Annotated in this window: 11 protein-coding genes; 3 read left to right on the top strand and 8 right to left on the bottom strand. The window is 64.7% G+C overall.

The features are described from left to right. Window positions 1–352 (top strand): alpha/beta-hydrolase N-terminal domain-containing protein (locus F3H35_RS19090; RefSeq protein WP_317510734.1); only part of this gene is annotated, 352 nt, incomplete at its 5' end. 306 nt (window positions 353–658) lie between these two features. Here F3H35_RS19090 and F3H35_RS18350 read toward each other — a convergent pair. Beyond that, window positions 659–1,528, bottom strand: a complete 870-nt coding sequence (locus F3H35_RS18350) for an OST-HTH/LOTUS domain-containing protein (protein ID WP_223228483.1) — start codon at window positions 1,526–1,528, stop codon at window positions 659–661. A gap of 254 nt (window positions 1,529–1,782) precedes the next feature. Here F3H35_RS18350 and F3H35_RS18345 point away from each other — a divergent pair, with 254 nt between their 5' ends. Beyond that, window positions 1,783–2,379, top strand: coding sequence for a LysE family translocator (locus F3H35_RS18345; protein ID WP_149780983.1), 597 nt, complete (start codon window positions 1,783–1,785; stop codon window positions 2,377–2,379). 455 nt (window positions 2,380–2,834) lie between these two features. On the opposite strand, the gene F3H35_RS18340 is transcribed toward F3H35_RS18345, so the two are convergent. Genes F3H35_RS18340 through F3H35_RS18330 form a run of 3 tightly spaced genes read right to left on the bottom strand, consistent with a single transcriptional unit; the run spans window position 2,835 to window position 6,258 of the window. Next, a complete protein-coding gene (locus tag F3H35_RS18340; protein WP_149780982.1) occupies window positions 2,835–3,854 on the bottom strand; it encodes a YcjF family protein in 1,020 nt (339 codons plus the stop codon). Next, a complete protein-coding gene (locus F3H35_RS19085) occupies window positions 3,851–4,822 on the bottom strand; it encodes a GNAT family N-acetyltransferase (protein WP_223228482.1) in 972 nt (323 codons plus the stop codon). The genes F3H35_RS18340 and F3H35_RS19085 overlap by 4 nt, the downstream gene beginning before the upstream one ends. An 8-nt stretch (window positions 4,823–4,830) precedes the next feature. Continuing rightward, window positions 4,831–6,258: a YcjX family GTP-binding protein gene (locus tag F3H35_RS18330; RefSeq protein ID WP_149780981.1), complete on the bottom strand. Its 1,428-nt coding sequence runs from the start codon at window positions 6,256–6,258 to the stop codon at window positions 4,831–4,833. A 137-nt stretch (window positions 6,259–6,395) separates the two neighbouring features. On the opposite strand from F3H35_RS18330, the gene truA reads away from it, so the two are divergent. Further along, complete coding sequence (gene truA, locus F3H35_RS18325) at window positions 6,396–7,163, top strand: tRNA pseudouridine(38-40) synthase TruA (RefSeq protein ID WP_149780980.1); 768 nt, start codon at window positions 6,396–6,398, stop codon at window positions 7,161–7,163. Between the two features lie 137 nt (window positions 7,164–7,300). Here truA and F3H35_RS18320 read toward each other — a convergent pair whose 3' ends face one another. The 4 genes from F3H35_RS18320 to F3H35_RS18305 form a co-directional block, all read right to left on the bottom strand. Beyond that, window positions 7,301–17,545, bottom strand: a complete 10,245-nt coding sequence (locus F3H35_RS18320; protein WP_149780979.1) for a peroxidase family protein — start codon at window positions 17,543–17,545, stop codon at window positions 7,301–7,303. Window positions 17,546–17,783: 238 nt separating this feature from the next. Further along, window positions 17,784–20,843 (bottom strand): efflux RND transporter permease subunit, encoded by a 3,060-nt coding sequence (locus F3H35_RS18315; RefSeq protein ID WP_149780978.1) that lies wholly within the window; start codon window positions 20,841–20,843, stop codon window positions 17,784–17,786. Beyond that, window positions 20,840–22,066 carry an efflux RND transporter periplasmic adaptor subunit gene (locus F3H35_RS18310; protein ID WP_149780977.1) on the bottom strand — a complete coding sequence of 409 codons (1,227 nt, stop codon included), beginning with the start codon at window positions 22,064–22,066 and terminating at the stop codon, window positions 20,840–20,842. The genes F3H35_RS18315 and F3H35_RS18310 overlap by 4 nt, the downstream gene beginning before the upstream one ends. A 27-nt stretch (window positions 22,067–22,093) precedes the next feature. Then, on the bottom strand, window positions 22,094–22,306 hold a 213-nt coding region (locus F3H35_RS18305; RefSeq protein ID WP_149780976.1), incomplete at its 5' end, for an aminotransferase class I/II-fold pyridoxal phosphate-dependent enzyme.

Genomic DNA, 22,306 nt, shown 5'->3' with positions numbered 1-22,306 from the left:
CCTGATGCTGGCAGTCGCCGTGTTCGCCGTTGCCTTCATTATGGGGCGCCTCGTTGCGACCCTTTTCCGCTTGGTTCGGGCAAGGTTTTATCGCGCCATGCCGCCGCGCCGTGCCAATGTGCTCGGCTTTGTCACCATTGCAGCGCTTCTTTTCATCGTGACGCGCGATGGACTATTCGACCGCGTGGTGATGATCGTGGCCAGCCCGACAGGGACCGTCAAGCCGGGGCTGTTCGGCACGCTCCTGAAGGCCGCCGCATGGTCGCATCTGGCGCACCGGATCGGCCGCTCGATGCGCGCGGGCGTGGTCGAACGCGAGACCCTGCCCGGCGGGATCCCCAAGCTCAGGTGAGTACAATCCGTACGAACCCTACGCGCGTTTGGGACGAACCCCGGGTCTGATCCCGCGATTTGTGTCCATCCCGTACGCAAATCGGTGGGTTGGAGGTGGGACGGTCGCAACCGGGCGGCGCGATTTCGACATCGCGTGAGCAGGATTTTTGGAGATCTTGTTTCCCCGGTGGATGGGGTTGGGGGGTCGTTCGTGGGATAGGCTTACGGCCCAGAGATGCCGTTCACCAGGCAGAAAATTCGGCGGCGCAACTTTCCAAAAGCAGCCGAGGAGTGAAGCATAGCATTCATGCGACACCACTATAATTTAACGCGACTTAGCGGTAACATCCTTCTCACGATAGCAAGCAGTGCGTTTTCCGTTCATTTCAAGATATCGAATCTCCAGATTGGGAGCATGATGCACAACTTGCCGCCAACTATTACATCCATAGTTGGCAGGTATTTGTTCTGGGTTGCGCTTTGCTATCCATCTCCCAGCCTCAGCGACAGATGCCCATCCACCGGCCGCCAACGCACAGTATGCTTCTCGTAAGGCGTCCACTATATCCGAGGCGCCCCAATTTACTTTTATATCGGGGGCGATTCCGTTGTCGAACACGTCTTCGAACTCCTCCGACAACAAGAACGCTGCCTGAACCCGCCGTATTTCCTCCATGTCACCAGCCCATTCCCGAAGTTGTCCCAGGTGTTGGTCGATGCGATAATATGCTTCGACCAAGGCGTCTTGTGCGCGACGACATCCATCCAAGCTCGAGAGATCGTGCTGGTCAATGAAGTGGTGAACCAGATTGTTCCGTAGAAGAACCATGTCTCTCAGATCATTCTCTGCCTGGACGAGATCTGAACTCGATAGGCCAAGTGTTATATGCATGGAGAACCAATCAATGTTCTCAGAAGGGTTGGTAGTGGTCTCTTCGGCGGTATCTTTGTCATGGGCCACTAAATATGACCCGAGGAGATCGCGAGCCAAGGTGCCTAGCGTCTTAAGGGCAGTGTCTTCAATCCGCGCGGCACGAGCCGTCTCCAAGTCATGCATTGGCCCAGACAATTTGTGATCGACCACCACGGCCTTCATCAGCCGCTCATATTGTTGCAACCGCAACAAGCATCGACCGAGCAATCGCTGAACTTCACGCTGAAGCGTCTGCAGATCTTTGTCGCCAAAAGTCGTCATGATGGTATCCGGTCTGAACCCCGTTCGCGTCCAGCATGTATGGACCGAAGACGAGATTCTACCCGCGAATTTGCCGGCCTCGAATTCATTCTGAAGTTCCGACCGGCCCTGAGCGGACGGTCGTGTTGTGTGCAGCGAACGGCAGTTAGGAGCCCGAAGTTACTGCTTCCTGTCAAATCCTTATGCGCAAGTTTCGGGTCGACCCGATTGACCTGAGCGCGTTGAACTGGCGTCCAAAATCTAGGGATGCCTCCATGCTTCAAACCTCTATCGCTTTGATCCTCTTTCTTTTTCCTCTTGCCTACAGCCCCGGCCCCGGAAACATGTTTTTCGCAGCAAACGGCGCACGATTTGGCTTTCGCTCAACGGTGCCGTCAAATGTGGGCTATCATTTCGCAACTTGGGTTGTGACTGCCGCGATAGGCTTTGGTTTTATTGCTGCGTTGGATCGGTTTCCTCAAATTTTCATTTTTCTGAAAACGTCAGGTTCGCTCTACGTGCTATGGATTGCATGGAAAATTTTCAGAGCGGGGACATTGGAGGGACACGAAACCGCAAAACCAGCGACATTTATTGATGGTGTTATTTTGCTTATTCTCAATCCCAAAGCCTATGTCATTATCGCGTTGATGTTCACACAGTTCCTTGGGCAATCGGAGGGCGGATGGGTTGTCACGGTAATTTTGATCAGAACCGTTTTTACGATCAACAACTTCATTTCATTTTCAATCTGGGCACTGATTGGGGACAAAATCGCCGGTTATTTTAGAACTCCTGAAAGCGCCCAAAAGCTCAACATGTTGTTCGGCATAATTTTGGCCGCAGTCGCTATCTGGATGCTCCTGTCATAGGTGGCTTCGTCCCGCGTAGCCGACCTTGGTGCTGATCGCAGCGACCGTCCGCTTCCCGCCCAATCCCACCACCGCGCCCCGCTCCACATAAGGAACGCCAGCGAGGACTCAGGGTGCCGCCTGCCCGCCGAACGCAACGGTAAGCAAAACGTGACGAGGTCTGGGGTCGTGGCGGAGAGGTGGTCGAGAGGCCCCAGCGCGGAACAAAGGCCGAAGGCCGCCGCGCATCGCCGGGCCGACCCCCGGCAAGGCGATTTGGCAAAGTCGGGTGTGCCGTTCATCGAATATTCGGATTTGGCGGGGATAAAGGGCCACAGACCAACCCGTGGGTCGCCGCCCCCGGCCCGGCGGGGTGCGGTGCGTCACGGCGCGGTCCGCAAGGCTGACCATCTTGCGAGCCGTGACAGGACCGGCCACCATCCTCGCCCCGCCGCGCCTGAGACGAGAGGGATGGGTCAGAGGGGTGCCTGCCCGCCGAAGAGGCCCGTGAGGGCGCGTTTGACGAGACCCGAGACCGAGGGGCGGCGGGCGCGGGTGAAGGGGAGGGGGCGGCAGACCTCCATCGCGGCGACGCCGACACGGGCGGTGAGCGCGCCGTTAACCAGACCTTCACCGAATCGGCGTGATACTTTGGAGAGCAGTCCTCCTCCCGCCACGGAGCCGATCAGATCGTCGCCCACCGCCACAGCCCCGGTTGCCACCAGATGAGCCATCACCGCCCGAGCCAGACGCCAGCCCCCCAGAACGCCCGAGCGGCCGCCGTAAATCTCGGCGATGCGGCGGATCATGCGGATATTGGCAGTGAGCGCCGCCACCACATCGGCCATCGCCAGCGGCACCAGTGCCGTGACGGTGGCGACCTGCCGGGCGGCGGCCTCGATCTCGCGGGTGGCGGCCCGGTCGAGGGGGACCAGAAGCTCGATCTCGGCCAGGCCCAGAAGGCCTGCGGCGTCGAATTGATCGGCCTGACGCTCGGCCAGGCGGTTGCGGCCCCAACGGGTGTCATCGCGGGCAGCGTAAAGCCGGGTGAGATCGACGACGACGGCGCGGGCGGCGGTCAGGTCATCCTCGGCCAGGGCGGATTGGGAGGCGCGGTGCAGGCTGTCGATGCGGGCAAGGCGGGAGAAGGCGGCAAGCTCGCGCAGGGCGATGACCAGCAGGACCAGAAGGAAGGCGGCGATGAGCGCGGTGACGCCGTAGCCGAGGATTGGCGCGCGGGCGACGAGGCCGGTTGCGAAATCCCATGCGGTGATCGACAGGACCGCCCCGAGGAGCGCCAGCAAAAGCCCCCAGAAGAGCCGCGACAGGCGCGAGGGGCGGCGCGCGGCCAAGGTGGCGGCGGTCTGCATGGCGCGACCCTGCGGCGTATCGGGAGCGGGCGTGTCGGGATCGGGCACGGGCGGCGCGGTGTCTGGGCCGGGGGCGGTGTCGGCCTGCTCGAGCTCGATCAGGATGGGGCCTTTGGGTTTGGTCATGCCGGGTCTCCTTGACGGCCGGTGTCGGCGCGGGCGTGCCAGACCATGCGGATGTCGGGCAGGTTTTCGTCATTGCCCTGCCCCCTGCCCTGCCCGGCCTCGACAAAGCCCTGGCGCGCGTAAAAGCCACGCGCGGGCCGGTTATCGGCCAGCACCCAGAGGATGAGGCGCGGCTGATCGATCTTGGCCTGATCCAGAAGCGCGCGGCCAAGCCCGGTGCCACGGGCACGCGGATGGACGTAGAGCGCATGGATGCACTGCCCGTCGCGGGCGATGAAGCCTGCGGGGCCCTGCGCATCGAAGGCCACCCGCACCCAGCCCCGGCGGATCACCTGCAACATCATCCGCAGATCGGTGAGCCGCGAGCGGACAAGGGGCAGCCAGGGGGTGTGCCGGGTGAAGGACCAGAGGATCGCCAGAAGATGCGGGGCATGGCCGATATGGGCGGGTTTCGGGGAGTGGCTGGCTTGAGGGTGCGGGCGGGTCCGACTGGCGGACGGGCACGGCGCGGAGTTGCCCGGCGGAGCGGGCGACGAGGTGGAGGGCTGGCCGGTGTGCGAGGCGGATGGCTGGCCGGAAGACAGGGCGGAAAGATCGCGAGGGTGCGGAGCGGATAACTGGCCCGAGCGCGGTGCGGATGGTTCGCCGGGGCACAGGGCGGATGGCTGGCCGGGAGACAGGGCGGAAAGATCGCGAGGGTTCGGAGCGGATAACTGGCCCGAGCGCGGCGCGGATGGTTCGCCGGGGCACAGGGCGGTTGGCTGGCCGAGCGACGGGGTGGAAAGATCGCGAGGGTGCGGCGCGGATGGCGGACCGGGCGGCGGCGCGGATGGTTCACCGGTGTGCAGGGCGGATGGCTGGCCGAGCGACGGGGTGGATGGCTGGCCCGAGCACGGGGCGAATGGCGGACCGGGCGGCGGTGCGGATGGCTGGCCGGTATGCGGGCCGGGGCGGGAGGCGACGTGCATGGCCTGTCTCATAGCCGGTCGCCGATGAGGAACTGCGCGGCACGATCGAGCCGGATATGCGGCGGGCCTTCGCCGGGCTTGAGCGACAGGGGCGCGGGCGCGAAGCGCATGATCCGGTACTCGGCATCGAGCCATTTCTGCGCACCCTCGCGGGCGGGCGCCAGAAGGCGGGCGGGATCGTCGGGCAGATCACCGGCATGGAAAGCGGCCTGTCGGCCGCGGCTGCCATCGGGGTTGAGCAGGGTGCCGCGCACGCAATCGAGCGGTTCGCCCTTGTGGTCGATCGTCTCTTCGGTGGTGGCGCGCAGGGCGGCGAGGGCGATGGACTGGGTCTCGGCGCCGGCGAAATCGGCGCGGTCGCGGGCATCGCGGGTCAGCGCCGACATGATCCCGGTCAGGCGCTTGTGCTGGGAGTGGTGCAGGTGATCGGCCTTGGTGGCGGCAAACAGGATACGCTCGACCCGGCGGCCCATCAGCAGGCGGGTGAGAAAGGCGTTGCGACCGGGGCGGAAGGCCGAGAGGATGTCAGACATCGCGCGGCGCATGTCGTCGATGGCGGCGGGGCCGTCATGGATCGCGCTGAGGGCATCGACCAGCACAACCTGCCGGTCGATCCGGGCGAAGTGATCGCGGAAGAAGGGTTTGACGACACGGGATTTATAGGCCTCGAAGCGGCGCTCCATCTCGTGCCAGACGGATTTGCGACCGGGCGCGGCGGGCATGGGCAACGGCGCGAAGGTGAGCACCGGAGAGCCGGCCAGATCGCCCGGCAGCAAAAAGCGGCCCGGCGTGCAATCCGAGATTCCCGCGGCGCGGGCCGCGGTCAGATAGGCGGTGAAGGCGCGGGCCAGCGCTTGGGCCACAGGCTCGTCCAGAGGGGCGGCGGCATCGGTGGCCTGCGCCAGTTGCAGGTAGTCGGCGGCCTGCGCGCGCGGTGCAATGCGGGCCATCACATCGGCGGACCATTGAGCATAGGTCTTGTCCAGAAGCGCCAGATCCAGAAGCCATTCGCCGGGATAATCCACGATGTCGAGATGCACGGTGCGCGGGCCGGACAGCCCGGCCAGAAGTCCGGTGGGACGCACCCGCAGCGACAGGCGCAGTTCCGAGACGGCCCGCGTGCTGGCTGGCCAGCTCGGCTCGGGGCCGGTGAGGGCCGCGAGATGCGTCTCGTAATCGAAGCGCGGCACGGTATCGTCGGGCTGGGGCTGCAGGAAGGCCGCCGAGATCCGGCCATCGGCGGCGGCCACCAGCCCCGGCATGCGCGCGCGGTCCATCAGGTTGGCCACAAGCGACGTGATGAACACCGTCTTGCCGGCCCGCGACAGGCCGGTGACGCCAAGACGGATCACCGGCTCGAACAGGGATTCCGAGAGCGTGTCGGTCACCGTCTCGACCCGGCGCGTCAGCCCCTCGGCGATATCGTTTATAATCAAAGGCCCGGTCCCCCTTGCCTGCTGGCCCTTCGCTGGCCCTTCGCTGGCCCGTCCAAGATAGGCGCGAGGCGCGACGGTTGCCAGAGGGCAGGTTTGGGGGGATTGTTCGGCAAGCATCTGCGGGGTAAGTGGCGGGCATGCCAAGATATGCGTTGAAAGTGGAATATGACGGCGCCCCCTTTGCAGGGTGGCAGCGACAGGCGGAACAGCCCTCGGTGCAAGGTGCGATCGAGGCGGCGCTGGCGCGTCTGGAACCCGGCCCGCACAAGATCGCGGCGGCCGGGCGCACGGATGCGGGCGTGCATGGGCTGGCGCAGGTGGCGCATTGCGATCTGGTCAAGGATTGGGACCCGTTCAAGCTGATGGGGGCGTTGAATTATCATCTCAAGCCCGCGCCTGTGGCGGTGGTGGCCTGCGCGCCGGTGGCCGAGGACTGGCATGCCAGATTTTCAGCGGTGGAGCGGCGCTATCTGTTCCGGCTCCTGATGCGGCGTGCGCCCGAGACGCTGGAGGCCGGGCGCGTCTGGCGCGTGCCACAAAGGCTCGATGTGGAGGCGATGCGCGACGGGGCACGGCATCTGCTGGGCAAGCATGATTTCACCACCTTTCGATCCTCGATCTGTCAGGCGAAAAGCCCGATCAAGACGCTGGATGCGCTGGAGATCGAGGAGGTCGCGGGGCTGGGGGGGCCGGAGTTGAGGTTTCACCTGCGCGCAAGGTCGTTTCTGCACAATCAGGTGCGCAGCATCGTGGGCACGCTGGAGCGCGTGGGCGCGGGAAGCTGGGCGCCCGAGGATGTGAAAACCGCGCTTGAGGCGAAAGACCGTGCGGCCTGTGGCCCGGTCTGTCCGCCGCAGGGCTTGTACCTGGCCGGTGTGGGCTATCCGCAAGATCCGTTCAGCTGAGGGCTTGGGGGCTGAAGGCTGAAGGCTGACGCGCGCCGGGTGACAGGGCGCCCGGATCATTCGAAAGGCAAACCGCAAAACGAGATCGGCAGCCGGAGGGTACCCGGCTGCCGATCGTGTTTTCATCCGACTGGGGATCAGGCGATCTGATCGTAGTCGAAGCGGCCGCTGACGGTCAGCTGGAAGTCTTCTTCGTCAAGGCTGCCGCTGATCGTCGAGACGTCGTTGGCGGCGTCATGCTCGACCGAGAAGCCGGCTTCGATGGCCTGATCCCGCGAAGTGATCGTGACCGCATCGGCGCCGCTGCCGAACTGCAGGACATCGCCGGCGTTGAGACCGTTGATGTGATCGCCCTGCGCGCTGGCCGCGGTTTCGAACACGAAGGTGTCGTTGCCGTCACCGCCATCGAGCACGTTGGCCGCGTCGCTGGCGAAGATGGTGTCGTCGCCTGCGCCACCGACGAAGTTCTCGATGCTCCAGATCGTGTCGCGACCGCCCTCTGCCGTGGTGACCGAGCCACGATCCGTCCCGGCGTTGCCGAGGCGCACCGTGAGGTCGGAGGTGACCGACGCCATGTCGATCGTATCGGACCCTTCGCCACCGTAGATGAGGTCGTTGCAGTCGCCATCCGTGCCGATGAAGGTGTCGTCGCCCGCATTGCCCATCAGGATATCCGAGCCGGACCCGCCGATGATCACGTCATCGCCGTCGCCACCCAAGATATGGTCGCTGCCGGCACCGCCCGTGAGCATGTCGGCGCCTTCGCCACCGAGCATGTCATCGCGGCCATCGCCACCGAAGAGCATGTCGTCACCGGCATTGCCCGCGAGCATGTCGTTGCCGCCATTCCCGCTGAGGACATCGTCGCCGGCCGCACCGACCAGGGCGTCGGCCATGTCGGTACCGCTTTCGACGATACCCTCGACCGGGCCGTAGGGGCTTTGCCCGGCCGAGGGGTCCGAAGCCGGTGTCTCGGTTTCGACTTCGGATTCCTGGTTTTCGGGCGTGGTTTCGGTGCCCTCGGACATATCCTCGTTGGTTTCGGGTTCGGTTCCGTTGGACGTACCGCCCTGAGACTGTTGGGCGCTGTTATCCTCGGTCGCCTCGGTTTCGTTCTCCTCTGTTGTTGTCGGTTCGGTTTCCGGTGTCTGACCGGTGTTGGTCGTGTCGGTTGTCTCCTGGTTGGTGTTGGTCTGGTTGGTGTTGGCCGGATCGGTGTTGGTCTGGTTGGTGTTGGCCGGATTGGTGGTCACCGGATTGGTGTTGGTCTGGTTGGTGTTGGGTGCATTGTCTTCAACCGCCTGATCTCCGTTGTAGCTGAACACATCCAGCGGCAGATCCGTCATCCCGGTGTTGCGGGTCACGATATCTCCGAAGGTGAGGTTGGAGATGAAGTTGTTGTAGACGGGCAGATCGCCGATCCGGTCGGTATAGTAGAACCGGTCGCCTTCCTGCAGTCGGTCGAGCTGCTCGTGGATGAGCACCCAGAAGGTATGACCCACGACACCGCCCTGGATGTGGCTCTCGGCCAGGCCACCGACCCAGAGGTCGACACGGTCGATGCCTTTGACGGTCATCGTGCCATCGCCATTGTCGATCATCGCGATATCGGGATTGGCCGCGACGAAGGCCTCGTATTCAGGCGAGCCCACGGTCAGGTCGAGATCCGGGTAGGCCTGCTCGAACTTGGCGATCATGTCGTCCGACAGCCCGTTGCGCGCCTGGAAGTCGGCCCAGTCGGTGTAGGGTGTCATGGCCATGTCCGACAGCTCGATCGCTTCCGAGATGTAGAGGTTGCCGGACGCCGCCAGATCAGCCTTGACCTGATTGAGCGTGCCGAGGCCCACATCCCTGCCGCGAGCGACGTTGAAGGCGAAGAGATCGGCGGGGCTGCGCACGAGGTCGTTGCGGACGGCATCCACCACCTGCAGGTCAACCTCTTCGGAGGGCTGTTCCACCAGACCGCCAAGGATGTTGGCGACCCCATACTGGGCGTAGCCCGGTTGCGGCACATACCCCTGGGGAAGCGGCACGGTGAACGCGTTCGGATCGTTGGTCGGGTTCAGGAACAGATCGAACAGGTCCGCGTTGACGGTGATGGTGTTGCCATCGGCGTCTTGCGTCTTGAGGGTCATCGTGTCGCCGATCTGCGAGTGGCCGAAGCGATAGGCCGCCGCCGCGAACTCGTGGCTGATCCGGGCATCGGTCGTCGGGTCATACTTGTCATGACCGTGACGGCCCGAGCCTTGCAACCCGCCCAGAAGGCTATCGGCGAAGTCGTTGAACACGACCTGCTGATATTCCCCGATGTTCAGGATGCGCGCAGCCTGGAACAGCTCTTCGGTGGTGTCGGCTGCGTAGCCTGCCGCCAGAAGCTGATCCACGTGGTAGTTGTGGTTGCGCGCCCAGACGGTGTGCATCGAGGTGAGACCCACGTTTTCGTTCGCACGCCCGTCACCGCCGACGAAGTGGTCGAGCAGGTTCATGAACGGGTTGGTGTCGATCAGGAGCGGCCAGCCTTCACCCATGAAGTTGCCGGAGAGTTCCTTGACGAAGCCGGCATCGTAGTTGCCCATCTCGTCACGCAGCACACGACCGGTTTCTATATCGCTGTAGTACTCCTGCAGCGTCACATCGCCCTTGTCGGTTCCAGTGAAGACGGTACCCGCCTCGATATGGTGATCCAGCAGTTCCCGAAGTGTGGCCATCAGCTTGAAGCCAGAGCCTTCGGGGGCCGAGGGATCATCTTGGCCCATCAGGACATGGGCGCCGAAGCCGCCTTCGCCATCGCTTTCGCGCAGGAGCTGACCCACCAGGCTGGACGAGCCGTAGACCTGGTTCTGATCGACCACCGGCGAGGTGATGTTGGTGTGCTCGATCTCGCCGGTTTCGCGATTGACCGTGGCCGTGGCACGGTTGAGGTCAACCGGGTTGCCCGACATCCGATCCACGCCCATTTTGCCGATCGCGATCGGGGCATGGCCGCCTTTGGGGATGAACGTCAGGCCATGGTCGAAATACTGACCGAAGGACATCATGAACATGTTGGCCGAGGCCGCCTTGGCCGCATCCGCATCCTGAGCGCCGAGGACATTCGAGAGCTCGCGGGCGTCGAGACCGGCGAACACCGGGTTGACGATACCTGCGCCGTCCATGCCGACGCTGGTTTCGGCATCGGTGCCTGCGTTCGCAACGCCGTAGCGGGCTTCGGTCACACGGGCAAACGGCAGGGTCGCGCCACCCGAGATCTCGGGGTTCTCCAGGTTGTTCGTCAGACCTTCGAGATCGCGGACACCGACGATCAGATCAGCCGGATCGTTGTCCACAGGCTGACCCGCTTCCGGCGGAAGGACAGGCGCTTCGCCCTGACCGGTGACCATGTATTTCAACGCGGCCAGATCATCCCCGGTGAGCAGGACATTGCCACGCGGCAGGGTGCCGAGAGCAACGGTTCCCATGCCCTGAGGTGCGCCGGTTTCCTCGTTGATGGTTGCGACATTGCGCAGGGTGTTCGCCAGACCGGTGCCGGACTGCACGACGATCGGAAGCGTGTCCACATCATCAACCGTGAAGCTCAGCGTGAAGTCACCAAAGCTCTGCGTGACGGTCAGACCGTCAGTCGAACGGGCCGTTTGCAGATTGGCCGGGTCGATATCCGCGGGGATCACGATCACGTCGCCTTCGGTCAGAACGCCGGTCAACGTTGTGGCGCGGCTTTCGGTTTCGACGAACACGCGGTGCGTCGAAAGACGGCCGGTGACATCGACATTGGCAACCTCGCCCGTCACGCTGATGGTGTTGAAGTTCAGAGCGGTCGGGTTGAAGTCACCGATAACCTGTACGTCGTTCGTGCCTCCTGCGGTGTTGATCTGGATTTCTTCGATGTTCTGAAGCTGACCGATCACCTGCTCGCCGGTGCCCGCATCGCGGGTGATGACGATATCCGTGCCAGTGGCGAGGGGTGCCCCTGTCCAGGAGTCCGCCGCATAGACGCGGAAGGTTTCGTCCGATCCGTCGCCGTTGATGGTGTAGGTGTCGTCACCTGCCCCGCCATCGACCACATCGCTGCCGCCGCCGACACTCCAGGTGATTTCGTCGCGGCCTGCACCGGCGTTCAGGATGTCATTGCCTGCACCGCCTGTGATGACGTCGCGACCGTCGCCTGCATCCACCACAAGACGCTGGGTCGAGGTGAAGCCTGAGAAGTCGATCACTTCGTTGCCCGCCGTGCCGTTCACGTAGATCGTGTTGGGCGCAAGCGAGGTGCCTGCGAAGTCACCCACGGCCGTGATGGTTTCGACACCCTGCACCCCGTTGAGGGTGACCTCTTCGATGCCGCGCACTTCCATGATCGCGGTTTCCACACCGGCCACTGTCCGGGTGATGACGATCTCGGAGAGCGGATCGGCCGGGGCTGCGCCGCCTGCCTCTGCCCAAGCTGCGACCGTGTACATGGTGAAGCCGTCCTCGGTGCCATCGCCGTTGATCACCAGCATGTCGGTGCCGCCGTCGTTGACGATGCCATGACCCACGACCACATCGTAGCCGCCGTTGGGCGCGTTCCATGTGATCGTGTCGGAGCCGGCTTCGGCGAAGATCACGTCATTGCCGGCAAGACCGTTGATCACATCATCACCGGCACCTGCGAAGATCGCGTCCGGGCCGTTGCTGCCGTCGAGCACATCGTTGCCATCCGTGCCCTGGATCAGGCCATTGCTGGCCGGATTGGTGCGCAGATCGACCTCCATATCCGCAAAGCGCAGGATTTCGACATTGGTCAGGCGGTCGGTTCCGTCACCACCGGCGACGTTGGGCTGACCGTTGATCGGGTCGATGAAGGTGCCAGCTGCGGGCGGTGCGATATGATCGACCGTGACGCTGCCATCGGCGTTCGAGCGGATGTTGTAGTTGGCGCGCACATCGAAGAACACAGCCGTGTCCACATCGCCTTCCTGACCGGCATCGACGAGTTCACGCACGATCTGCAGCTGGCCGGGGCTGATCGAGCCGTCGAGCAGTTCGTTCGAGATTTCGAAGAGGCTGTCGATGGAGCGCAGTTCCACGGTCGGATCCTGAGGATCGCGGATCGAGATGCGCACGTTGAGCGCCTTGTCACCGTCGATCACGTCATCGCCGCCACGGCCCTGGATCACGTCGCTGCCGCCACCGCCGAGCAGGATGTTGCCACCGCTGAAGGTATCCGTGGGATTCACGCCGATCATGTCGGCCAGAAGCTCGCGCAGACCGTCGATCCGGTCGATACCGGCCTGGGTCAGCTCGTTGGCGAAGAGTGTGGCGTCATTGGCCAGAGGATCGAGCCCGGCCGGCAGTGCGGCACCTTCGCGATCATCGCCGTAGAGGAAGTCGTCGAACTGGGTGCCCGAGGCCGCCTCGACGAGGGTGTAGCGATCGCGGATCGCGTCCAGCGCCTCGTTGGTTTCCAGACGGCGGCTGAGGTCGATATCCGCCGCCGTCATGGCATCCTTGTGGGCCACCCAGTCGAAGCCGAAATCGCCCAGGTTCACATGCACGCCTTCGCCCTGGATCAGGATGTCGTCGCCGCCTTCCCCGAGCAGGTCGTTGTCGTTGGCGCCGCCGTTCAGAACGTCATGGCCGATGACCCGCGAACCACCAAAGGGATCGCCGTTGTCGCCCATGACCATGTCGAAGCCGTCGCCGCCTTCGATCCAGTCGTCGCCTTCCCCGCCGAACATGAATTCGGCACCGGCCCCACCGTAGATGAAGTCATTGCCGTCCATGCCGAACGCTTCGGCCGCGTCGTCGAAGCCCATCAGGATCGCGTCGTTGCCCTTGCCGCCGAACATCAGCTCGCCGATGCCGCCGCCAGCGGAGATCACGTCGTCGCCGTCTTCGCCATGCAGGAAGCTGACATCGTCGCCATCCTTGAGGATGTCGTTGCCGGCACCGCCGCGCAGGGTGTTCACACCGGCGTCACCGATCAGAAGGTCATCGCCCGCGCCGCCCCAGAGCGCATCGTCACCGAGGCCGCCGTTGAGGATGTCGCGCTGATCCGTGCCACCGAGCACGGCGTGCTCGCCACCGTTGAACTTGAGGAAGTTGTCGTATTCCCGCGCCCCGTCGATCAGCGGCGCATCCGCCGTGGCCGTGGCCCGCTCGACCATGCTGGTGCCCATGGCGGCAAGGAACGGATCGACATCGGTGGACAGGGGGTCGGGCATGGATTGCACGGCCTGATCCACTTCGAGGATGACATCCATCGACGAGAAGATGTTGCCGGGGATATGCGCGCCACCGTCCTTGATGTCGGTGTTGCGCACGATCATCGAGGCGAACGAGTTGTTTTCCAGCTCGGCCAGCATGTTCATGCCGGCTGTCCGTGCCAGGTAGTAGAAGCGGTCGCCGTTCTGAAGCGCCTCCATCTGCTGCTGGAACACGAAGCCGAAGCTGGAGCCGAGCATCCCGCCGAAGGGCATGATGGCCTCGGCCAGACCGCCGATCCAGAACTCCACGGCGTTGATGCCCGTTTCAACCCCGGCCCAAGCGCCGGTGCCGTTGACGTAATCCAGACGGTCCGCCGGGGCTGTATCCCCGCCCAGAACGAGATCGGTGGCCGCAGCACGTTTTTCCACCACTGTCGTTGCGTTCACGATCGTGTCGTGAGTGCCGTAGGACGCGATGAAGTTGATGATGGAGGCCGGGTTCTTGAGGTTCGCGGCGTATTCCGACCAGCTGTCATAGGGCTTGAGGAATTCGCTGCCGGTGGCGGCAAAGAACTGCTCGCGGGCCGCATTGAGCGACGGCACGCCGGTATCGCGACCGCGCGCAATGTTCAGCGCGGCAAGGTCCAGAGGCAGGCCGACGAGGTTGTCGCGCAGGGCGCTGGTGATGAACTCGTCGATATTGGCACCGGTTTCGCGGGACATGCCACGCGCAACGGCACCTGCCGCCTGATCCGAGGACAGGGTCTGATCTTGGTCGAAGGCGACCGGGTTCAGGAAGGCTTCGATCAGGCCGGTGGAGGTGTTCACGCCGTTGGGGTCCATCGTGTGAACGTTCTCGGTCAGCATCGAGTGGCCGAAGCGATACACGACATGGGCGAACTCAGCCAGGATCGAGCCGTCGATCTCGGCGCTGGCATTGGCGCCGAAGGCCGCGATCTGGGGCTGCACGGTGCGGCCGAATTCTTCGAAGGCGAGGTGCTGATACTGCATCTCGGTGGTGAACTTGGCGGCCTGGAACAGACGCCCGCCATCCCATTCGACGGTGTTCACAGTCGCGGTTGCCAGATCGGCCTCGGTGATCGGGGTGGCCAGCCATTCGTTGATGAAGGCAAGCTCGCCACTGTCGAGGATGGTCTGCTTCATCTCGGCTGCCTGGCGGTTGTGTTCGGAGTGGAACACGTGGTGTACCGCCGTCAGACCGAAGTTTTCGTTGCCACGGCCATCGCCGGCGATGAAGTGGCGGTCCAGCAGTTCGTTGTCGTAGGTTTCGTTCTGGCCGAACTGGTTGGGGATGATCGCGTTGCCGGTTTCGGTGTCGGCATCCGCCTGCTTGACGGCGGTTTCGCCGGTGAAGCGATCGACCACATATGTGCCGGGCGCGGCGTTATGGGCGATGTCTTCGAGGAAGGCGTGGCCGTTGCGGACCGCCTGGCTGGCATCGACCGGGTTGGCCAGATCGCCTTCGACCAGGATGTGCAGCGGTTCGGTGCCGCCTTCGACATAGGCAGGGTTCGGCACGACAAGCTGCGGCAGGCCATTGGCGCCGGGGATGAAGTTGCCGTACGGATCGGTAGCCAGCAGCGGGCCATCGAGCACGTCGCTGTCATTGAGCTGGATGCCCAGCTTGGTCGCGGCCTGCGCCTTGACGTCACCCCAGGTGGACATGCCACCGGACTGGCCATGCAGCAGGTAGCCGTTGGAGACCGGCACACCATCGGCGTTCAGGTCATATTCACGCAGGAACACCTGATGCGAGGGGTGCGAGGTGTAGGTCTGGTTCTGGTCGACCCAAGGCGTGGTCTTGTTGAAATGCTCGCGGATGTCGTCCGCAGTGCCGAGCACACCATCAGGGCCGGGCTGGTTGGTGGCGCGGGTCAGCACCATGAAGTTGGTGGGCGAGCCTTCGACATAGAGCGGATCATCGGGCTGCAGCGGGATGTAAACGGTGCCGCTGCCGCCTTTGCCGACCAGGTCGAGGCCGTGATCGAAGAACTGACCGAAGAGCGTCATCCACGAGTTGTAGGGCGCGGACAGACCTTCATCGGGGGTCACGTCGGGCAGCAGCACGTTGTTGCCGTCCATTGCGATGTCATGGGTGGTCAGCAGCGTGTCGAGGGCAGTTTGCGCCTCGGCGGCGGTGGCCTGAGCGGCGGCCAGTGCGGCTTCGGCCGCGCCGGGGGCATTCAGAGCCGCGAGGTTGTTCGTCGCGGTGTCGACGGCGGTCTGCTTGGTGGCTTCCACGCCTTCGGCTGCGGTCAGATCGAGGGCTGCCTGAGCGGCATCCTGAGTGGCGACGCTGAGCTTCAACGTCGCGTCGGCGATCACGTCGAGCTGCGCGAGGATCTGCGCATCGGCCGTCTGGGCTGCTGCCAGTGCTTGCTGGGCGGAGTTCACGCCGTCTTGTGCTGTGGTCAGATCGCCGGTTTCGGTCTGAACGACGCCTTCGAGGCGGGTGACCTCGGCATTGGCGTTTTCAAGATTGGTGTTCAGCGTTGCAAGCTCGGCGTTGATGGTGGCGAGCTGGGTCACAAAACCATCGACCACATCTTGGGCCGAAGTGACGCCGGCCTGCGCCTGCGTGACGGCGTTCTGCGCGTCGACATATGCCTGGTTGTTCGCCTGCGCGGTCTGAAGATCCTGCTGGGCGGTTTCGAGGGTGGCTTGCGCCGTGGACAGGGCGGTGTTGGCGTCGCCCAGCTGGGTGTTCAGCCCGTCACGTGTGTTGACCGCGGCATCGCGCTGTTGGGTCAGGGAGTTGACCTGCGACTGCGCCGTGGAGAGGGCGGCATTTTCGGTCACAACCGTTTGATCGGCGCCATCATCCGCATCGATCGCGTCAGCGAGAGCCATTTCCGCGGCCAGCTTTTCCTCGCGGGCCTTGGAATAGGCCGCGGACGCGAGAGAGAAATCGGCCAGCGATCCGCCATTCAGATAGGTCGTGAGGGCGCTGAGCATATCGGCCTGTGCGGCGGCAAGCTCGGTCACTTCGGTGTCGAAGAGGGACTGGGCGTTGTCGCGGGCGATCTGGGTTTCGGCGGCGGCTTCCTGAGCGGCGGTGACGCGAGCTTGTGCGTCGTTCTGGGCCTGCTGCGCGGTCTGAAGCTGCGTGTTCAGATCGGCGAGATCGGCCTGAGCCTGCGTGAGCTGTGCGTCGAGAGCGTCCACACGCGCTTGCGCTTCGCTGACTGCGGTGGTGGCATTATCAACCGCCGTTTGAGCCTCGGTGACCGCGCCTGCGGCGTTGGTTTCGAGCGCCAGTGCTGCCTGAGCGTCGGACAGGGTGGCCTGAGCCGAGGCAAGGTCCTGATCGGCGGTCGCCTTCTGGCTCTGCAGGTTGGTGACTTCGGTCTGTTTGGCGCCGTGCATGGTCAGCATCGAGGCGGCGGATGCCTTGGCGGCGTCCAGGTCGGCCTGCGCGGCATTGAGGGCGTTCTGAGCCTGTGTCAGGGCCGTCTGAGCCCCTGTCAGCGCGGCCTGGGCCTCGCCGACCTGACCGGCGCTTTGCAGCGCAACCATTGTCGCGGCGGCCGTGTCCAGCGCGGATTGTGCATCGATGACGGCCTGATCGGCATCCGTCTTGGCGGTTGTCTTGGCCGAGACATCGTTCTGAGCGGCGGTCAACTCGGCGCTGGCCGTGTCCAGAGCGGATTGCAGTTGCTGGCGCTGCAGCTCAAGCGCCTGATCGACATTGCCGGTGGCGGCCTGCGCATCGATGACGCGCTGATAGGCCTGAACGATTTCGTTGGCAGCGGAAAGCATCGCCTGACCGGTCAGACCGGCATGGCTGAGCGCTGCGGCGATGACGGCGGGGTTGGACAGCGTTTGGTCCGCGACAAGGTTCGAGATGATGCGAGGCTCGGCGTCATAGACCGATCCGGAGGTCTGCAGATAGGAGGTGGGTCCGTCTTGCGGGGCACGCGGGCTGGGATCAGCCAGATGTGCCGCATCGGGCTGCGTGAGGAAGGTCGAATCGAGCAGGCGCGGCATGACCTGATCCGCCGAGCCCCATGTCTCGCGGCCGGCGGTCAGGTTGTTCAGCGTTCCATCGACGAGGCGCAGGCCATAAGGCAGCAGGGGGTTTGCAACCAGATCAGTCAAAGGCGTGCCTGCCACATGCTGTTCGGCGATGCGGATCTGGTCGAGGATGTGCTTCAGGTCGTTTGTGTTGACGAAAACCATCTTGGTTTCTCCTGGTTTGAAGTCTGTGGGTCACCCGCCGGAAAACGGGCGAGAATCTGATGGACCAGACGTAACAAGGGAAACTTCGGGGCGGAGGCGCTGAAGGTCTTGTGAAAAACCCTACGAAGGTAGCGGTCATGTCAGACCAAGGTCCGATAGGCCGGAAGGGTGCCGGCATGGGAGAATCGGGCCGAAATGCCGCCCGACGGGGCGGCATTGGTCGCGGCGCGAGGCTGTATCAGGTCTGGGGAACGGGTGTGGCTGCGCGCGGCGCAATGCGCCGGGCGATGCGGGATGCCGCAGTATGGGCCATCAGGCACAGGACCGGCGTGACCACCAGGCTGAGCAGGGTCGAGACCGCGACGCCACCGATCACGGTCAGCGCCAGCGGTTGACGGAAGGCCGAGCCGTCGAGCCACGGAAGGGCCGCAGGCAGCATCCCGGCAATCATCGCAACGCTGGTCATGATGATCGGGCGCGCACGGTCCGAGGCGGCGGCGATCACCGCCTGCGCCATGTTGCCGTGCCGCGCGAACAGTGTTTGCGCCCGGTCGATCAGAAGAATCGCGTTCTTGGCGACGATGCCGAGCAGCAGGATCAGACCGATCAGCACCGGCAGGGACACCGGCAGGCCGGTCACCGACAGGACCAGCATTCCGCCGCTCAACGCAAAGACCAGCGAGACGAGAATCACCCCGACCTGCGCCACAGAGCGGAAGAGCGCATAGAGCACCGCAACAAGCAGCAAGAGCATGCTTCCCAAGGCGCGGCCAAGGTCGGACATCATCTCGAGCCGCGAGGCGGTGTCGCCTGCGGGCAGTAGGGCAAGACCGGGCAGATCGGCGGACAGACGGTCCACCTCGGACTTGGCAAGAGCGGAGACACGGCGCGCGGTTTCCGCCGTGTCCGGCGCGGCCAGAAGCGGCAGGACATAAAGACCATCACGCCGTTCGAGGCGCAGATGCGCGAAGTCCAGATCGAAGCGGCCAAGTGCTGCGAGCGGAACGGTGCCGCCGCCGGGCAAGGGCACCGGTGCGAAGGTCAGGTCACCTGGCGTCTTGCCGTCCAGACTGGAGGGTGTCAGCCGACTGCGCAGGCGGAGCGGCTGCTGGCCATCACTCTCGATCATGGCGATCAGGTGATTGTCGGGGTTTGCATGGCCCTGAAGGGACGCGACAAGATCCGCCGTGCTGAGGTCGAGCTGTCGCAGGAGGCCTTGGTCGGGCAGGAAACGCACCTGCGCCTGTCTTGCGGACATGGGGGAGAGGATCGGGATATCCTCGGGCAGTTGCGCGATGGCGGCAAGGATCGCGGGTGCTGCAATTTCAAGACTGTTGAGGTCAGGGGCCGCCAGATCGAGCACGAGTGCCGCACGCCCGGTGCTGGCGAGCGGGAGCACGCGCGCATCGGCGGTCTGGCTGAGCGCATCGCGCAACCGTGCCTCGGTTCGGGTTGCGCCATCGGTGCGCACCAGAAGGCGGAGTGTATCGGCAGGCTGATCGGAGGCGATCACCGTCAGGCCGCGCACGCCATCATCGGCCAGAAGATCGCGTTCGAGTGCTGCAAGATGGTCCAGACGCGCCTCGGGGGGCATCGTCGGCGGCAGCGCCATGTCGAACCGAAGAAGGGCGTCGCGATCCAGAGGGATGAACGCGCCGGGATGATTGAGCGCCGCGACCACCGAGAGCCCCGCCACAAGCCCGGCCCCTGCCAGACAGAGCCACCGCAGGCGCAGCGCGCGGATGACCACCGCACGGTAACGCCGGGCCAATCGCCGGGCCGAGGGGGCTGCGGGACGGGCCACGGGGCTGCCCGCGAAGCGCAGGGCAAGGCCCGGGATCACGAGCCGCGAGACCAGCAGGGAAAACACCGTCGCGATGCACAGCGTATAGCCGAACGCCTGAAAATAGAGACCGGCCTCGCCCGGCATGGTCGCGACCGGCAGGAACACCGCCAGAAGGGCAAGGCTTGTGGCAATCACGGGGCGGGCCATTTCGTCGACCGCGCGCGCCACGGCCTTGCGGGGGTCGCGGCTCCGGCGCTGGTGGGTGTGGATATTCTCGATCTCGACGATCGCGTCGTCCACGACGATTCCCGACGCAAGGGTAAGGGCCAGCAAGCTGACGATGTTCAGGCTGAGGCCGACAACCTGCATCACATAGAGCGAGGGCAGCACCGAGAGCGGAATGGCCAACGCGGCAAGGGCCGTCGCACGCCAGGATTTCAGCGCAAGCGCGATCACCGCGATGACCAGCAGGCAGCCTTCCAGCAGCGCCTGCCGGGTGGCGCCGAGCGAGCGGATCGCCTGCTTGGCCGGGCGCGCGATAACGTCGAGCGCCAGATCTGGGCGGCTGCGCCGAAGATCCGTCAGAACACGGTCCAGATCCTGGTCGAGCGTCACGAGGTCGGCACCGGTCGCGGCATGGATCTGCGCGAGGATCGCGGGGGTGCCATTGTGCCGGGTGAGCCAGTCGCGCGGGGCGGGCGCAGTCGACACACGCGCCACGGCCGCCAGCGGGATCTTCTGGCCCGAGGCGGTCGTCAGCGACAGGGTGGAGAGTGTTTGCGCCGCCTCTGCGGCCAGCATGTTCTGCGGGAGTGAGAGCAGAATGGTGCCCGCCTGTGGAGCGGAGGATACCGGCACGGCTGCGGCCACCTGTTGCGAGAGCGCCTGCGTGATCTGGCGGTTCAGCGCGGCGAAGGTCAGGCCGACGGCGGCCAGCCGAGGGTCGGTTGTCCTGATCACCAGTTCGGCGCGGGTGGCGCCTTGGGTGTCGATCTCGGCGATGGTGTCGATCTGGCGCAAGGCGGGCAGGATGACGTCGCGCATCGCATCGCTGGCGGCGACGATATCGCCGTCGCGGGGCAGAATGGCCAGCTCCAGCGCCGCCTGACGCCGCGAGGAGGTGGCGCGGATCTCGTCGATGGAGATGGCCAGATCCAGATTGGGTTTGAGCGCCTGAAGCCGGTCCTGCACCTTTGCGAGACTGTCCTGGGCGGTGCGGGACTTGCGCAGGCTGAGGGTCATGACCAGCTGGCCGGAGGTGATCTGTGACCGGATCGAGGTGACGTTCGGCAAGGACGACAGCGCGCGGTAGACCGGCTGGGCCAGATCGTGATCGGTGGCAGCAAGCGAGGCATCGGGCGCCGACAGGCGCAGCACGATCCGGTTGTCACCGATATCGGGCAGATGGGTCAGCGGCAGGGTCAGGCCCGCGCGCAGGCCCAGAAGCGCCAGCACGGCGATGATGATCACCGGCAAGGCCGCGTGGCGCAGGATCCGTTCCGTAAGGGTCATCGCCGGGCCAGTCCGAGATGCAGCGCCGCTGTCTGTTTGCCCCCGATATCCTTCAGGTCGCCGCGATGCGCCACCGGCTCGCCATCGCGCAGCAGCGGCGAGGCGACGGCGACATAGACCGCGCCTTCGGAGAGGCCCGCGACGATCTCGGCTTCGGCGCCGCCGGGGCGCATCGACAGGTCGACCGGGGTTGCGACGGCGCGCTGATCGACGACGCGAAAGAGGCCAGGGCCGCTATCGAGCGCCACGAGGGCGGATGTGGGCACAATGATCGCCACACGTTGATCGACGATGATTTCGGCGCGCAGGCTGGAGCCTGCAAGATGGGCGTTCCCGTCGGGCAGGCGCACCGCGACCCGTGCGAGACCTGCCTCGGGGCCGGTCGAGGGGCTGATCCGGGCGACATCGGCGGCGATCATCGTGCCATCGGGCGTCCAGAGCCGCACCGGAGTGCCGCGCGACACGCGGGCAAGCGCGTGGGGGGGCACGGTCAGGACCGCTTCCATGCGGTCGGCGGCGGCAAGATCGAGGACCGGGCTGCCGATGACAGGCGTTGCACCGGGATCGACCATGATCCGGGTCACGCGGCCTGCGACCGGGGCGCGGATATCCAGCTGGTTGCTCAAGGTGGTGACGCGCTCCAATGCGAGCAGGGCGAGGGTTTCGCTGGCCTGCGCACCGGCGAGACGGGCCTTGGCGGCCTCGTGTTCGGACATGGCCTGTTGCAGCGCGCGGGTGGCGTCCTGCCGCTGCACCTCGGAGGAGGCGCCGGTTTTGGCCAGACGTTCGAGCCGGTCGAGTTCGGCGCGGCGCTGCGCGATGTCGGTGGCCGCGACCTGCAGACTGGACCGGGCGATGCGGATATCGGCGCGGGTGGCCGAGAGCGTGGCCTGAGCCTGCAGAAGATCGCGCTGGATATCGGTGCGGTCGATGCGGACGAGGATCTGCCCGGCGTCGACCACATCGCCTTCGTTCACCAGAATGTCCGTCACCGGGGCCGCATGGCGCGGCATCGACACGCGGATAATATCCGCAGGGGCGACATGACCGAAGGCATGCAGCACGTCTTCGATCCTAAGAGGATCGGCGCGCCGCACCGTGGCCGTGACCGGGGTGGGGTCGTCGATGGGACCGGCCATTTCCGTCGCGGTCAGCTGTGAAATTCCCAAGGGGCACAGAATGGCGACGGTGGCGACAACAGCGCCTCGCGTGATCCAGCGCATCGGTCAGGCTCCTTCTGGTTGGTGGTTTCAGCCGGCGAGGTCGATCCGGTTGAGCGCGCAGTGGCTCCAGAGGGCGTCCATGGCGCCCACGAGCGCATCCATTTCGCGCGGGCCGTGGACTGGCGAGGGGGTGAAGCGCAGGCGCTCGGTGCCGCGCGGCACGGTGGGGAAGTTGATCGGCTGGACATAGATGCCATAGCCCTCGAGCAGCATGTCGCTCAGCTTCTTGGTATGCACCGG

Origin of the sequence: Roseovarius litoreus (genome assembly GCF_900142765.1) — a bacterium.
Lineage (GTDB): Bacteria > Pseudomonadota > Alphaproteobacteria > Rhodobacterales > Rhodobacteraceae > Roseovarius > Roseovarius litoreus.
Note: the sequence above shows the minus strand (reverse complement) of the source record. Positions and strands in the feature narration are given on the sequence as shown.

Coding starts and splice junctions, on each gene's coding strand:
- F3H35_RS18350 (WP_223228483.1), bottom strand. CDS start 1,528: ATGACGACTTTTGGCGACAAAGATCTGCAGACGCTTCAGCGTGAAGTT.
- F3H35_RS18345 (WP_149780983.1), top strand. CDS start 1,783: ATGCTTCAAACCTCTATCGCTTTGATCCTCTTTCTTTTTCCTCTTGCC.
- F3H35_RS18340 (WP_149780982.1), bottom strand. CDS start 3,854: ATGACCAAACCCAAAGGCCCCATCCTGATCGAGCTCGAGCAGGCCGAC.
- F3H35_RS19085 (WP_223228482.1), bottom strand. CDS start 4,822: ATGCACGTCGCCTCCCGCCCCGGCCCGCATACCGGCCAGCCATCCGCA.
- truA (WP_149780980.1), top strand. CDS start 6,396: ATGCCAAGATATGCGTTGAAAGTGGAATATGACGGCGCCCCCTTTGCA.
- F3H35_RS18320 (WP_149780979.1), bottom strand. CDS start 17,545: ATGGTTTTCGTCAACACAAACGACCTGAAGCACATCCTCGACCAGATC.
- F3H35_RS18315 (WP_149780978.1), bottom strand. CDS start 20,843: ATGACCCTTACGGAACGGATCCTGCGCCACGCGGCCTTGCCGGTGATC.
- F3H35_RS18310 (WP_149780977.1), bottom strand. CDS start 22,066: ATGCGCTGGATCACGCGAGGCGCTGTTGTCGCCACCGTCGCCATTCTG.